We start from the raw sequence: 14,514 nt of genomic DNA on the forward strand, positions 1-14,514 counted from the left end.
TAACGGTTATCCTGGGAAAAAAGAGAAACGATTTTGTGCTATTCATCATACATATAGCAGTATTCATAGTCTAAGAATTGTTATCTGTCAATAACGGTTGTGTTGTAAATTATCATCTTTTTTGGTGGTGGTGAAAAAATGCTCACTCATAAATTAATGATTGAAATCATGGTGATACAAATGATACATGGGTGATAGTCACACTAATAAACATTATTTTTTACATTTACTGACAATGTGCCATTGCGTTTTTTAGACTTGTGATATAATTAGCAACATGAAAAGAGAAAAAAACAATTAAATATCAATAAATAATGGGCTGAGATATGCTTAAAAATTCGCTAAAGATTAGCAGTCAAGGATATCCAGTCTTTTTGAAACTGGTCGATTTTATTGTAATTAATATTACGTTAATTTTTAGCGCCCATCTGTTAGATATGGTGCCATTTAAGACCATTGTCATTCTGAGTATCCTCTTCTCAGTGTTTTTCTTACTGCTTGCTGAATACACAAAAATGTACCAGCAGAAGATAAAAACCATCGGCATACGCAACCAAAAACGGCTGCTTTTTTGTACACTGTTGGCGATATCGTTCAACGAAGTGATCAGCATGACGGTGGCCGAACCGGAGTCACTTGGATACCTGACAAGCCTGACACCGTCTTTTTTATCTCCTATTGTTTATTGGTATTTTATTCCTTTACCTTTTCTTTATTTTATTCGTTTTTTCATTTTTAAATATTCAACGAAAAAAAGCATTCGTGTGGCGATTATTGGTCTTACCGACAACGGTGTGGCAGCTGAAAAAGCATTGATAGCCGAATACTCCAATATCAAATTAGATTTGGCTTTTTATGACGAACGCGCTTTGTCCCGCTGTGGTGATATCGTGGATAAGATAAAAAGTCCTTTTCGTGGCCCTGTCATTAATCTGGTTGAAGAGGCCAAACAAGGGAATATCGACGAGATCTATATCGCATTACCGATGGTGGCATTACATCGTATTCGTCACTTTTTGGCCATGATGTCAGATACCACGGTAGATACCTATATTGTTCCTGATTTTTATACCTACAGTAACAATATGTCCAAGCTGCGCTCGATCCACAATCTGCAAACCATTGGCATCTTTAGCTCACCGTTTGAAGGGGCCGGTTCATTTATTAAACGTGCTGAAGACCTGATTCTCGGTAGCATCATTATGGTGATGATCTCCTCACTGATGTTAGCGATTGCTATTGGTATTAAACTTACCTCACGTGGCCCGGTGTTTTTCAAACAAGATCGATACGGCCTGAGTGGACAAAAAATTAAGGTATGGAAGTTTCGCTCGATGCGAGTTATGGAGAATTCCGATACGGTTATCCAGGCCACCAAGAATGATCCACGTGTGACAAAATTTGGTAGTTTCTTGCGACGCACCTCTCTTGATGAACTCCCGCAATTCATTAATGTATTGCAGGGAAGTATGTCTATTGTCGGTCCCAGACCTCATGCGGTTACGCACAATGAACAGTACCGCAAACAGGTCGAAAACTACATGATCCGCCATAAAGTTAAGCCGGGGATCACCGGGCTTGCGCAGATTAACGGTTTCCGTGGCGAAATCGATGCACTTTATAAGATGGAAAAGCGCGTTCAGTATGATATTGAATATATTCAAAACTGGTCGCTATGGCTGGATATAAAAATTATTATTAAAACTATTTTCAAAGGATTTGTCGGTAAGAATGCATACTAAATTAATAGTTATTACCGGAATCGTGATATCGCAGTCCGCATGGGCTGATCTCACACCGAAATCACACATTGGCTTTGCGGGGATCGACTTCCAGGGCAAAGTTGCTGTGGATTACGGTTATGATGATAACGTGACTTATCAACCCCATAACAGCGATGCGATAGGTTCAGCTTTCCAGAGCGCGGCACCTGTGTTTAGTATGATCGGTGAGCGCGGTCAGGATAAGTATTTGTTAATGTATTCAGGAGATTATCGTAACTACTCAAGCGATTCTGCCGATAACTATAACGACCATTTTTTCCGTTTTAACGGTGCCTGGCGTTATGGGCAAATGCACGGCTTAACCTTGAATCTGGAAGATTCAATTGGGCATGAATCTCGCGGCCGCGATATCACAGAGGGCTTTTTGCCGAACCAGTTCCGCCAGTATGGAGTTAACTCTCCGCTGACGAATAATTTTATCAACAGTGAATTGCGCTATAGCTATGGCGCACCAGATGGACGCGGCAAAGCGGAACTGGCACTGTTATATAAAAAACTGACGTTCGGGAATACCTCGGATGTGCAGGATACCAGCCCGGATTTTTACAATTACATTCAGCAGCAGGAATGGCATGAAAATAGTCTGGTTGCTGAAGTTTTTGACCAATACACATCGAGAACGCGCTTTCGCTATAGTTTTATTACTAATCAGCGTCACTATGATAACAACTCAGAAAAAGACAGTAATGAATACTATTTGCTTTACGGTCTGAAATCGCAGTTGACGGGGAAAACCAACGTCGACATGAATATTTCATGGCTGTACAAAACATTTGAAAATGCCCCAAACTCGAATGATTTTAATGGTCTAAACTGGGATATAAAGGGGGAGTGGAAGCCGTTAAATCAGTCAGTCTTCACTGCCCATTCTGCTCAAAGTATTAAAGACCCCTCGGAAGTTGGGGGGTATATTTTAGTGACTGAATATGGGCTTTCTTACCAGCATTTCTGGCTGGGTAATCGTTTTTCTACTTTGCTGGACTACTCATACACCACGGAAGACTATAAAAAACAGAACAAGGATCGACATGATAAAAATGGTGTATTTAGCGTAACCATGAGCTATGACTACACGCCGTCTGTCAATTTTGAGATTAAATATCAATTAGATACCCTGAATTCGAATAAGGATACTGATTCGTTTTATATCGGTCCCAACGACAATCAGGAAGTCATTAGAACGTTGGGTTATGATAATTCTATGATTATGCTTAAAGCTAAGGTTCAGATCTAAAATGAAAATAATAGAACTGTGCGCGTTTTTGCTATTCAGTATCCTGTTGGTCGGATGCACAACGTCCAGGCCACCATTAATGGACGATCCTGCTGCGGTGGCAGAGGATTACCGAATTGGGGCGGGGGATACTGTCAATATCGTTGTTTACGGGGAACCCGAGATGACGATGAAATTTATTGTGGATAAGAGTGGAACAATAAACTTCCCTTATATCGGCGTGCTGGGTTTAAAAGATAAAACACCAGAACAGGTGAATATTGAATTAACTCAACGCTTGCGCAATGGGTATATGGTTAATCCCATGGTGACAGTGAGTATTGCCGAGTTCCGTAAATTCTACGTGTCAGGGGAAGTGAAAAGCCCGAATGGATTCGCCTGGGAGCCGGGACTTACCGTAGAGAAAGCGATTGCTCAGGCGGGTGGATTTACTGACCGTGCAGATCGCAAAGATATCAACATTCGCCTCTCCGGTAGCAATCAGCTACTTGAGAATGTTGATTTAACGCACTCTGTTCGTCCTGGGGATGTCGTGATTATTGGCATGGGGTTCTTCTAACGATGAAACTATCTATAGTGGAAAACGGCAAGCAACGAGAAAACTCCGTCGATTTCTCCCGCTTTGCCAAAGAACTGAAAAAGAACGCCTGGAAAATCGCGCTGGCCGGTATTATTGCCGGGGTTGTCGCATATCCATTAATCAGCATGATGTCATCCAGGTATGTTTCGACTGCCACGGTGTTGATTAAGGCTCAGGCTGATAATGTGTCGCCCTTTCCCCAGGTTGATGGTTTTGATTCAACGCGTAGTGGTTACTACGAAACACAGTATGCATTGATGCAGTCTCGCATTATCCTCGAGCAGGCGGTCCGCGATCTGAAGCTGGATGAAAACCCGGATTTTACCGGGGTGAAGCCCGGCTCTGGCAGTGAAGATCAGCAGCTGAGGGTTGATCAGGCGCTGAAAACATTGTCGAAAGACCTGAAGGTCATCGGTATCCGTACCACTAATCTGGCCTCTATTTCTTATGAATCGTCCTCGCCTCAACTTTCAGCTGAGATAGCCAATGGCGTCGCTCAGGCTTTTATCAACTACACGGTAGAACAAAAGCGTCTGAACGCAGAGCAGGCTCGCAATCTCAACTTTGAAAAAATGGAAGAGATTCAGAAATCGATAGCGAAACAAAAAGAGGAAATGGATAGCTACCTGAAAAACTCTGGGCTGCTGACCTTCCGTGGTATTGATGGTTTTGAAACAGAGCAGTTAAGCATTGTGACCAACCGTCTTGCCGATGCGACCCAACGGCGTGTCGCCGCGGAGTCTGTTTACAATGAAGTCAATAGCCGAGGGAAATCTTCAGGCGATATCATTTCTCTGCCATCAGTTTCTGACCATGCGCAGATTCAGGATTTACGCATTGCGCTGATCCAGGCGCAGCGTACGTTGTCGGAACTGCGCAAAGTGTATGGGCCTAAAAGTGCCAATATTTTAAAAGCAGAAGCCGATGTGCAATCAATCCAAAATCAAACGGGTCGGGTACTGGGTGAGCTAAAACTTGGCTTACGTCAGCAGTATTTGGCTGCGCTGGCCGACGAAAAGAATTACCAGCAGCAGGTTGCTGAGCAAAAAGAGATCTTCCAGAAGATGGCATCAAAACGGGATGCCTATAACAGCCAAAAATTGGCGTTAGATAAAATGGAAGATCTGTATAAAACGCTTTATCAGCGGACTCAGGAATTGTCGCTGTCCGGGGTTAATGCGGATGCGGTGCTGTATGATCCAGCCGTTCCTCCGTTAAAGCCGTCTAAGCCGAATAAATCGCTGCTGCTCGTGATGGTGGTGATGCTGGTTGTGGTATTCAGCATCATGTATTTCATCGTCAAAGCGGCAATGGATAATTCAATAAGCTCCCTGAGCCGTCTGAAGAAACGTCTCAATGTCGAGCCATTGGGCGAAATTCGTCGATTTACCGGTACTTCGGGACGTGCACAGGTGCGGGATATGATACTGAAGAACCCGCTGAATGCCGATATCATCCACGGTATTCGCACCCGAATTATGCTGGATAACCGGCCGCTGCAGACGGTCGCTATTGCTTCGGCGGAGCAGGGGGAAGGGCGCTCCCTGTTGGCGAATCTGTTGGCCAGCTCATTCAGCTTTGATCAGAAAACGTTGCTTATTGATGCAGATTTCTTCAATACCAACGGCCTGTCTTCTGAACTGGCATCGGCGACTTCTGCTGGTGTGGCGGAGCTGTTGCGGGGTGAGGCTCCGCTTGAAAAGGCACGGGTTAAGATCGCTGAAAATCTTGATTTTATCCCCCACGGTAAGACGACCATTTCCTCTTTACTGATGCTGTCGTCAGAGCACGTTGAACCCGTGATGCGCGAACTGAAGTCGCAGTATCAACGCATTATTATTGACGTTGCTGCGGTCAATCAAAGTCAGGATATCCAACTGATCAAACGCGCTGTTGATGGGGTTATCTTTATCGTGAAAGCCGGGACCGGTTCTGCGGAGAATATCGCCAGCGCACTGGATAAGATTGAGGATAATCAGGGCGTGGTGATTGGCGCCGTGTTGAATGCGGTCGAGGAAAAAAACCTTGAAACGCAGGAAGGGTTGCGCTCATTGAACTTCAATACTGACCAACTGATGACTACGCCAGGTCGTGTATGAGCTTACTGAAGAGCGCTTCTACGATAGCCAGTTCATCAGTCGTTTCGCAGCTGATTGGTGCGCTGTCTATCTGGTTGATCTCACATAAGTACGATATGGCAGAGGTTGGGCTGTATGCGCTCAATTACAGTATCGCGGTGGTGGGGGCACAGGTATGTACCTTTGCCTCCCAGCTTTTGATTCCCAAACAGCAGGATGACGAGCTGGCGCAAAATGTGGTGTTCTGTTTGCTGCAAAGCGCGCTCATTGCATTACCGTATGCCGTCCTGACCGCGTGGTTGTTTCACCAGAACATACTGTTTCTCTATTTGCTGACGCTTTCAACGGCGTGGGCGTTAATATCGGAAAACTTATCGCTGCGGACAGCCAACTTTTATTTTCTGATTTTTCAGCGTATTTCGGTCTCTGTGGTGGTGGTGCTCTCGGTACTGCTCACGCACCAGGTACAGACATTTTACTGGTCGTGGGCCTGCGCCATGATACTGCTGACCACCAGCTGTATTTTACATTCGTTTGATATTCGCTCGGTGACGTCGCAGCATTTGCGTCCGGCAAGTAATTTGCGATTTTTTAAACAGAATATTCATCACATCACTAAAGTCGGTAGTGCTGAGGTGCTGGCAATGGCGAGCAGTAACTTGCCTATTATGCTGATTAACTTCTGGTTTTCGGCGCTGACGGCGGGGTATTTTTCCGTTGTAAGCCGGTTCTGTCTGGCGCCGGTAGTGATTATCGGCAACGCGGTACGCAATACCATTTTTTCTAAATGGTCCATCGACTTCAGAAATAACACCTTCAATTATCAGGAGTATACGAAGGTACGTATGCTGCTGTTAGTGCTGGGGGGGGGCTGTACCTTAGGCGTCTTTATTTTCTATCCCATTGTGATGCGGCTGGGTTTTAGCGAAGACTGGATTAACTCCATTGAGACGTCGCGCTACATGTTGCCCTATTTGTTCCCGGCACTGGCGATAAGTCCTTTAACGGTGATTGAGCTTATTTTTGGCTCGCACCGCTATTTTCTGCGTATCCAACTTGAACAGTTGGCGATTGTGCTACTGGCGTTTGTGGTCGTTCCCTATTTTTACCATGATTATGCGGCGTCAGTAATATTGTTCTCTTCACTGACATTTATTCGCTATGCGTTCATTTACCTGAAAATGAACAAGCGGGCCAATCTCCTGAAAAACAAGCCGGTGATGCCATGACACTGAATACCGGAAATTATTTACAGGTCTACACATTTATAACGCTGATCCTGTGTGGTCTGGTGCAGTATTTTACCGGCCTGCAATCCGTGTTGTGGCTCCCGTTTTTCCTGACATTACTGATGGTGGGATTACTGGTGATGCAGACGCGAGACGGGGCGCTACGTCTGGATGCACAGGAAACCATTATCCTTGCGCTGTATTTTTCCTTTCTGGTACTGGCGGGAACATCGACCCTGATTCAGGGCGGGGTAACCGTTGCAATTGTGGCCTTCAAAAACGAAATCGCGTTATCGTTGGTGATGGTGTGTTTGCTGTTGGGTTTTTGCCGGGAATCGCAGATATATCGAGCGACACGCTATCTGTACTGGGTGTTCTACGCGCAAATCCCGGTGATGATTTATCAGGTTTTGCTGGTTGTTCCTCAGCGTGTGGCTGTGCGCGGGGAAGATGAAAAATGGGACTCCGTGGTAGGGACATTCGGCGGAGACCCAATGGGTGGCGGCAATACGGCGGCGATGGGGTTATTTTGCCTGTTAATTATGTTGCTGAAACTCTCTGAATATAAGCACGGGCTTACGACGTTTAAATCCGCAGCGCTGCATATCATCCTTGGAATAGGGTTATGCATCATTGGTGAGGTTAAGTTTGTCATCCTGCTGTCACCGATATTTCTGGCATGGGTGTGGATATCGCCGAGCTATGTTAAAGATGTCAGTAAGGTAAATCTGAAGACGTTATTTGTCATTGTGGCAGGAATGCTGGTGCTCATCGGCCTGTCGATTATGATACTGGCCTGGTACTACGCTTCCGCTTTTGGCAGCGATCCGACGAAAGGCTCATTAAGCATTTTTATTGATTCATTGAGCTATATCTTTGATCCGAACTACATCATGTCGACCGGAGAGTTGGGGCGTTTCACAACGTTTCTGTTCTGGTTAAAAAATAACGATCTATGGGGACTGTCGGGCACATTATTTGGCTATGGGCTTAATGCCACAAACAGTGGTAGTACGGTCTCCCCTGGATTTTTGAACATTATCTATAACCTGATTTTAGACTCGACGGCTCTGAGTATGCTGCTGTGGGAAGTTGGCATTATTGGCACGCTGCTGTTTATTGGCTTGTTTGTTTATGTTCTGAAAGTATGCCAGCCAAAACCAGTATTGATGCTTGAGCAGTTGGATAAACAGGATCTGCAGTTACTGAGCTTTGCGCCAGCATTTAATGCTTTCGCTATCAGTTGTTTAATCAGCTTGCCTTACAGCCAGATATTGATGATTACGCCGATGTTACAGTTCCTGTTCTATTTATCGCTGGGGGCGAGCTTAGTGATTCGTCGAACCGTACTTCGCAGTGCAGGGGGATGGTATGGACAATAAGCCATTTATTTCAGTGAGTATTAAGACGCTCAACGAATCTAAAGGTATTGAGAAAACGATCGACAGCATTCGGCGTCAGTTGGTCGGGTATCCGCATAAAATTATTGTGGCTGACAGTCTGTCGACTGATAACACCCAGCAGTTGGCAGTCAATAAAGGCGTCACGGTAGTGTCACTCACCGATCCGGGCGATCGCTGTTGTGGGGTGGGCCATCAGTTGGGTTATCTGTACAGCGAAGGGGAATATTTATTACTGATGGATGGAGATATGGATCTGGAAGATGGCTTCATTGACCAGGCTGTTGCTTTTTTGCAGGCGGAACCGGACTATGCCGGGGTGGCCGGTACTGTCGAAATGGATGATGCCGTTAACTATGAATTTAAGTCTCGTAAGCAGCGGATCAATAAAATCTATCCTCTTGGCGATAGCGATCATCTGGGGGGCGGCGGACTGTATCGTCGGTCGGCAATTGAAAAAATTGGTTATCTGACCAACCGAAATTTGCACGCTTATGAAGAGGCTGAGCTGGGGCTGCGTTTAATCGAAGCGGGCTATAAACTGCGGCGTCTGGATATTCCTTACTTCAGCCATACGTCACATACGCTGCCGACGTTTAAGATGCTGGCGCGCCGCTGGACCAGCGGTTATTACCAGGCTCCAGGTGAGCTTTTGCGTTGTAGTTGGGGGAAACCCTGGTTTTCCCAGTCATTTAACATCGTGAAGAATGAGGCGGTATTTGCGCTATACCTTATTCTCTTATTTGTTGCGCTGCTCACCTTTAATATCAATGTGTTTGCCGTTGCGCTTTTACCATTACTGGCATTTGCCTTGTTGAAGATTGTGCAAAATCGCTCGTTAAGCGATGGGTTGCAAAGCGTTATTAATTTAATCGTACGCTCAGCGGGGCTGATCAAAGGTATTTTTTATCCGGTACGCGATCCGCTGACTCCGCCCAACAGTAAAATCATTCATGAATAACCGGGACAAGCGCCATGAAAGTATTATTAGTTAACAAGTTTTTTTTCATTAAAGGCGGCGCGGAAACGGTTTATTTTCAAGAACGCGACATGCTGAAACAGGCTGGTGTTCAGGTCATTGATTTTTCCATGCAGCATGAGAAAAATTTCCCCTCTGATTATGCTGATTATTTCGTCAGCAATGTTGATTACCATAAAGAGAGTAATCTGTTGGGGGGCATCAAAACTGCGGTTAACTTTATTCATAACACCCAGGCCTGCAAAAAAATGCTGGCGCTTTTACAAAAAGAACGCCCTGATATCGTTCACTTTCATAATATTTACCATCAGTTGACGCCAGCGTTAATTAAAGTGGCGCGTAATTTTGGCTGCAAAACGGTGCTGACGGCGCACGACTATAAGATTGTCTGTCCTGCATACTCCATGTTACGTGATGGGAAGGTGTGTGATGCCTGTATCACCGGTACCGTTTTCAATGCCTTCCGCTATCGTTGTCAGGAAGGCTCTGCCTCTAAAAGCTTGCTGCTCTCGTTAGAAGCGACCTGGCAATACATTGCCCAAAATTATCAGGCTCTGGATGTGATTGTTTCACCCAGCCTCTTTCTACGCGGCGTGTTACTCCGAACGTTGCCGAAATCGCGAATCGATGTGATCGTCAATGGTGTTGATGATAGCCAGCCCATCGATGAGGTCGTCGATGACGGTTATATACTGTACTTCGGCCGCCTGAGCCGTGAAAAGGGGGTGGCAACGTTGCTGGCCGCTCATCAGAAAATGCGTAACCCGGCTCCACTGAAAATAGTGGGGCACGGTCCGTTGCATGACGAGTTAGTGGCGAAATACCCGGAAGCGGAGTTTCTGGGTTATGTACAACAAGGTGATGCTCTCAATACGCTCATTAAGCATGCCCGAGTGGTGATCCTCCCCTCTGAATGTTATGAAAACTGCTCAATGGCGGTGCTAGAGGCGATGTCTTTCGCGAAACCGGTGATCGGGGCGCGTATTGGCGGGATCCCCGAACAAATACGCGACGGTATTGAAGGGATTTTATTTGAGCCGGGTAATGCGCAGGAACTGGCGAAGGCGATGGATACTCTGGTTGATGACCCGGATAAAGCACGCGTCATGGGCTTACGGGGTCGTGCGCGCCTGAGTGAAAAATATGCGCTTAGCAAACATATGGATACCTTACAGGCGCTATATAAAGAACTTCTGAGCAGGCCATAGAATGAGTAAAAAAATAACGGTTTTTGGTACCCGCGGTATTCCGGACGTATTGGGCGGTGTGGAAACCCACTGCCAGAATCTTTATCCGGCGATTAAACAACAGTTTGACGTTGATATTTGTGTTATCGCCCGCTCGCCGTATGTTAGCTACAAACGATCTTCTTATAAGAAAGTTGAGACCTATGCGCTGTGGGCACCCAAAAAACGGTCACTGGAAGCGATTGTGCATTCCGTTTTAGCGGCGTTTAGAACCTGTGTCGACCGTTCTGATATTGTGCATGTCCATGCTATAGGGCCGGGTTTGGTGATCCCATTATTACGCGTGTTAGGTAAGAAGGTGGTTTTTACCCACCACGGGCCTGATTACGATCGTCAAAAATGGGGATTTGTCGCCAAAAAAATATTGCTGCTGGGCGAACGCTGGGCGGTGAGATATGCCAATGAGGTGATAGTGATTTCTGAGGTCATTAACCAACTGATTCAGAAAAAACATGCTCGCTATGATGCGCATTTGATTTTCAACGGCGTCAATAAGCCCCGTCCGTTGTCAGATCAAACCATTCATGCCACGCTTTCCCGCTTTGGACTCGAAGCGAAAAACTATTTCGTGGTGGTCGGACGGTTTGTGGAAGAAAAGGGGATGCATGATGCCATCTCCGCGTACAAACAAAGTGGTTTGCAACAGCCGCTAGTGCTCATTGGTGATGCAGATCACCCAACAGAATACAGTATTCGACTCAAGCAACTTGCCGCTGATACCCCTGGCGTGGTGATGACCGGATTTTTAAGGGGAGATGAACTTCAGGCAGTGTTTTCGCAGGCCCGGCTGTTTGTTATGCCTTCTTACCATGAAGGACTACCGATTGCGCTTCTGGAGGCGATGTCGTATTCCCTCCCGGCGGTGGTGAGCGACATCCCCGCAAATTTGGAGGTGCAGTTGCCGTCTGAGGCCTATTTTCGGGTCGGCTCATTGTCCAGTCTTGCTGAGAAATTAACCGCCTGGGCCAGCGCAAATAGCGTGGACTATCGTGTATATTTGCAAAATTATGATTGGCAGGAAATTGCCAGAAAAACAGTCAATGTCTATCACTCAATTGATAAAGATATAGGTTAATTTTGACCAGTCCTCAGAATCGCCCCCCCGTCATTGAACGATTTTATGCTCAGCTTGATGTGCATATATCGGAGGGACTGACTCCGGAACAAAAAGAGGGGATCGAGAAAGCGATCGTCGCCAGCACTCTGGCATCAAGACATCGGATCGATATTCGCAGAAGTTTTCCATTTTTCGGTAAACGCTTTTATCTGGTTTTTTTATTCGGCAGAGACTTACGTCAGCGGCATCGTCAGGAGTCGACCTTATCGACCATGTTGCTCACTTTTTTGCTGCTGCTAGGCACGCTGTTTGTCACCTGCTGCGTATTACTGACGCTATACATGATCAAATCCGCATTGGGTATTGATGTATTCCAACATTTTCACGTTGGTATTTGGGACTGGTGGTTAAGCCTGAAAGACCGCTAGTGTTAACAAACCTGTGGAAGGCGTCACTGCGATGAAGTGTAAATGGTTTTCTGCGCTGTTGTGTCTGTTCTGTCCGCTGACGGTATTGGCCGCATTAACGACCGTAACCCCTAAAGCATTGACGGGCCCACTGACAAACCCAGGTATTGGGGTAGCCAGTTTTCATCAGGGATATGGTGAAACGCTTGGACTGGCGGATTATCCCGACACAGGCTTTGAGTATGAGCGCTTTTACTGGCGTGACCTTGAGCCTGTCGAAGGCCAGTACAATTTTGCACTGGTTGATGACGCCTTCAGGTATGCTGCCGCGCATCGACCGGCGATGAACGTCGGACTGCGGTTTATGGCGCTTGCTGAGCCGGAAACCGGTTCACAAATTCCCGACTGGTTGATTAAAAAAGGCGTAAAGGGAACCTGGACGCCTGACAATAAAACCTTTATCCCTGATTTAGACGATCCCCTATTTATTGAATATAGCCAGCGCCTGCTGAACGCGATGGGTAAACGCTATGATGGTAACGAGAACCTGGCTTTCGTGGATATCGGCATGGTGGGGTCGTGGGGAGAGTGGCATAACAGCAATTTCCCGATGCTGAAGCCATTACTGGAGCGCTACACCACGGCGCAGTTGGACCGTTATGTGACGATGCATTTCACGGCTTTCCCCCGTACGCCAAAAATCATGTTGATGAGTGGTGGGCAAAGCCTGGCGAATGCGGTCGCGCGCGGGGCGGGCTGGCGTGCGGACTGCCTGGGCGATCTCCGCGTGTTTTCTGATTCATGGAATCATATGGCGGATGATTATCCTCAACGGCTGCAGGCCGCACAGAAAAGCTCTTCAGGATTTAATGATGCCTGGAAACATGCGCCAGTGAGCTTTGAGATCTGCTCGTACATGCAGGACTGGAAAAATACGTTTCACTATACGCGAGAGGAAGTGCAGGGGATTTTTGACTGGGCGGTGAAGCAACATACCAGTACGATTAACCTGAAATCGAGAACCGTGCCCCGTGAGTATCGTCCGATTGTCGACGAGGCACTGACAAAACTGGGCTATCGGTTTCGCTTAGCCTCCCTGAGCCACGAGTCAGTCTGGGAAGGGGGACAAGAACTCACCCTGACAAGCACCTGGTATAATGAGGGGAACGCGCCGATTTACCTTCCCTACACGCTGGCATTTCGTCTGGTTGATGAGGCCAATAAGGTGGTGGCACAAGGGAATGTCCCTGAAGATATACGTCACTGGCTGCCCGGAAAACACCCACTGAGTTACGGGATGCCGATGCCCGGGACGCTGCCGAAAGGGAAATATGCTATTGAAGCGGCGATTGTGGATAAATCCGGTGCGGCAAGAATTAACTTTGCCAATGAAGGGAAGCTGAGCAACGGTTGGTATCGCGTGTCTGCGGTAACGGTGAAATAGCCTGCCATAGTAAGGAGCCTGGCAATCAGGCTCCTTATCGTTAAAAATTAAACGTGATAGCCATCTGGATTGTTTTTTTGCCAGTTCCAGGTATCGCGTATCATTTCATCCAGATTGTAGATGGCCTGCCATCCCAGCTCTTTTCGTGCTAACGACGGGTCGGACCAACATTCGGCAATATCCCCGGGTCTTCTGGCCACAATCTTATAATTAATTCGGGTTTGCGCCGCTTTCTCGAAGGCTGCGATCAGGTTAAGTACGGAATATCCGATACCGGTACCGAGATTGATGACTTTGTATGCCGCACCTTTTTCCTGGCAATCCAGTGCTGCTAAATGGCCAGTTGCCAGATCCATCACATGGATGTAATCACGCACACCGGTGCCGTCAGGGGTTGGATAGTCATTTCCATAGACCGACACGCTTTCCAGCTTGCCAATCGCCACCTGAGAAATATACGGTACCAGATTGTTGGGGATACCATTCGGATCTTCACCAATCCTGCCCGATGGATGTGCGCCGACTGGGTTAAAGTAGCGCAGGCAGGTTATGCGGAAATCGGGCTGTGCGCGGGAAAAGTCTGCCAGAATTTGCTCGACCATGAATTTTGATGTGCCATACGGATTGGTGGTACCACCGGTTGGCGATTGTTCACTTAATGGAACGCTTTCCGGGTTGCCATATACCGTGGCGGATGAGCTGAAAATAAAGTGCTTAACTCCCGCAGCTAGCATCTCACGCAGTAAAACCAGCGTGCCGGTGACATTATTGTCATAGTAGGCAAGCGGTTCTTTTATTGATTCTGAAACTGATTTTAGTCCAGCAAAATGAATAACATCGGTGATGTTATGGTTAGAGAAAATAGTTTTCAGAACATCGTTGTTCAGCACATCAGCAATATAAACGATGGGCGCTTTGCCAGTCAGTTCCGCAACCCTGTCCAGGGATGTTTGCGAGGCGTTGGAGAGATTATCGATGACCACAACATCATCACCTCTTTCCAGAAGCGTCAGCACGGTATGTGAACCAATATAACCAGCACCACCAGTGACCAGAATTTCCATACAGTCTCCAG

General features: G+C 46.8%; 12 protein-coding genes. 11 read left to right on the forward strand and 1 reads right to left on the reverse strand.

Annotated features, from left to right (window positions below):
- Positions 1-326 precede the first annotated feature (326 nt).
- Genes OGX95_RS18065 through OGX95_RS18115 form a run of 11 tightly spaced genes read left to right on the forward strand, consistent with a single transcriptional unit; the run spans position 327 to position 13,439 of the window.
- On the forward strand, positions 327-1,742 hold the full coding sequence (locus tag OGX95_RS18065) for an undecaprenyl-phosphate glucose phosphotransferase (RefSeq protein ID WP_286630461.1): 1,416 nt from the start codon (positions 327-329) through the stop codon (positions 1,740-1,742).
- Positions 1,732-3,018 carry an outer membrane beta-barrel protein gene (locus tag OGX95_RS18070; RefSeq protein WP_286630462.1) on the forward strand — a complete coding sequence of 429 codons (1,287 nt, stop codon included), beginning with the start codon at positions 1,732-1,734 and terminating at the stop codon, positions 3,016-3,018. Before OGX95_RS18065 ends, OGX95_RS18070 begins: the two co-directional genes overlap by 11 nt.
- Before the next feature lies 1 nt (position 3,019).
- Positions 3,020-3,577: a polysaccharide biosynthesis/export family protein gene (locus OGX95_RS18075; protein WP_286630463.1), complete on the forward strand. Its 558-nt coding sequence runs from the start codon at positions 3,020-3,022 to the stop codon at positions 3,575-3,577.
- A gap of 2 nt (positions 3,578-3,579) precedes the next feature.
- Positions 3,580-5,697 (forward strand): GumC family protein, encoded by a 2,118-nt coding sequence (locus tag OGX95_RS18080; RefSeq protein WP_286630464.1) that lies wholly within the window; start codon positions 3,580-3,582, stop codon positions 5,695-5,697.
- Positions 5,694-6,905, forward strand: coding sequence for a lipopolysaccharide biosynthesis protein (locus OGX95_RS18085; RefSeq protein WP_286630465.1), 1,212 nt, complete (start codon positions 5,694-5,696; stop codon positions 6,903-6,905). Before OGX95_RS18080 ends, OGX95_RS18085 begins: the two co-directional genes overlap by 4 nt.
- Positions 6,902-8,287 (forward strand): capsular biosynthesis protein, encoded by a 1,386-nt coding sequence (locus OGX95_RS18090; protein WP_286630466.1) that lies wholly within the window; start codon positions 6,902-6,904, stop codon positions 8,285-8,287. Before OGX95_RS18085 ends, OGX95_RS18090 begins: the two co-directional genes overlap by 4 nt.
- On the forward strand, positions 8,277-9,266 hold the full coding sequence (locus OGX95_RS18095) for a glycosyltransferase family 2 protein (RefSeq protein ID WP_286630467.1): 990 nt from the start codon (positions 8,277-8,279) through the stop codon (positions 9,264-9,266). Before OGX95_RS18090 ends, OGX95_RS18095 begins: the two co-directional genes overlap by 11 nt.
- 14 nt (positions 9,267-9,280) lie before the next feature.
- Positions 9,281-10,492, forward strand: a complete 1,212-nt coding sequence (locus tag OGX95_RS18100; protein WP_286630468.1) for a glycosyltransferase family 4 protein — start codon at positions 9,281-9,283, stop codon at positions 10,490-10,492.
- A gap of 1 nt (position 10,493) precedes the next feature.
- Positions 10,494-11,606: a glycosyltransferase family 4 protein gene (locus OGX95_RS18105; RefSeq protein WP_286630469.1), complete on the forward strand. Its 1,113-nt coding sequence runs from the start codon at positions 10,494-10,496 to the stop codon at positions 11,604-11,606.
- Positions 11,607-11,608: 2 nt separating this feature from the next.
- On the forward strand, positions 11,609-12,016 hold the full coding sequence (locus tag OGX95_RS18110; RefSeq protein ID WP_286630470.1) for a hypothetical protein: 408 nt from the start codon (positions 11,609-11,611) through the stop codon (positions 12,014-12,016).
- Positions 12,017-12,047: 31 nt separating this feature from the next.
- A complete protein-coding gene (locus tag OGX95_RS18115; RefSeq protein WP_286630471.1) occupies positions 12,048-13,439 on the forward strand; it encodes a DUF4832 domain-containing protein in 1,392 nt (463 codons plus the stop codon).
- A gap of 47 nt (positions 13,440-13,486) precedes the next feature.
- Here the strand turns inward: OGX95_RS18115 and galE are convergent, their stop codons facing one another.
- The gene (gene galE, locus OGX95_RS18120) at positions 13,487-14,503 is read right to left on the reverse strand and encodes a UDP-glucose 4-epimerase GalE (RefSeq protein ID WP_286630472.1); all 1,017 of its coding nucleotides are present in this window, start codon (positions 14,501-14,503) and stop codon (positions 13,487-13,489) included.
- Positions 14,504-14,514: the final 11 nt, after the last annotated feature.

The sequence above is a fragment of the Citrobacter sp. Cu233 genome (genome assembly GCF_030332225.1).
Lineage (GTDB): Bacteria > Pseudomonadota > Gammaproteobacteria > Enterobacterales > Enterobacteriaceae > Citrobacter.

Coding starts and splice junctions, on each gene's coding strand:
- OGX95_RS18100 (WP_286630468.1), top strand. CDS start 9,281: ATGAAAGTATTATTAGTTAACAAGTTTTTTTTCATTAAAGGCGGCGCG.
- OGX95_RS18095 (WP_286630467.1), top strand. CDS start 8,277: ATGGACAATAAGCCATTTATTTCAGTGAGTATTAAGACGCTCAACGAA.
- OGX95_RS18075 (WP_286630463.1), top strand. CDS start 3,020: ATGAAAATAATAGAACTGTGCGCGTTTTTGCTATTCAGTATCCTGTTG.
- OGX95_RS18085 (WP_286630465.1), top strand. CDS start 5,694: ATGAGCTTACTGAAGAGCGCTTCTACGATAGCCAGTTCATCAGTCGTT.
- galE (WP_286630472.1), bottom strand. CDS start 14,503: ATGGAAATTCTGGTCACTGGTGGTGCTGGTTATATTGGTTCACATACC.
- OGX95_RS18065 (WP_286630461.1), top strand. CDS start 327: ATGCTTAAAAATTCGCTAAAGATTAGCAGTCAAGGATATCCAGTCTTT.
- OGX95_RS18080 (WP_286630464.1), top strand. CDS start 3,580: ATGAAACTATCTATAGTGGAAAACGGCAAGCAACGAGAAAACTCCGTC.
- OGX95_RS18105 (WP_286630469.1), top strand. CDS start 10,494: ATGAGTAAAAAAATAACGGTTTTTGGTACCCGCGGTATTCCGGACGTA.
- OGX95_RS18115 (WP_286630471.1), top strand. CDS start 12,048: ATGAAGTGTAAATGGTTTTCTGCGCTGTTGTGTCTGTTCTGTCCGCTG.
- OGX95_RS18090 (WP_286630466.1), top strand. CDS start 6,902: ATGACACTGAATACCGGAAATTATTTACAGGTCTACACATTTATAACG.
- OGX95_RS18070 (WP_286630462.1), top strand. CDS start 1,732: ATGCATACTAAATTAATAGTTATTACCGGAATCGTGATATCGCAGTCC.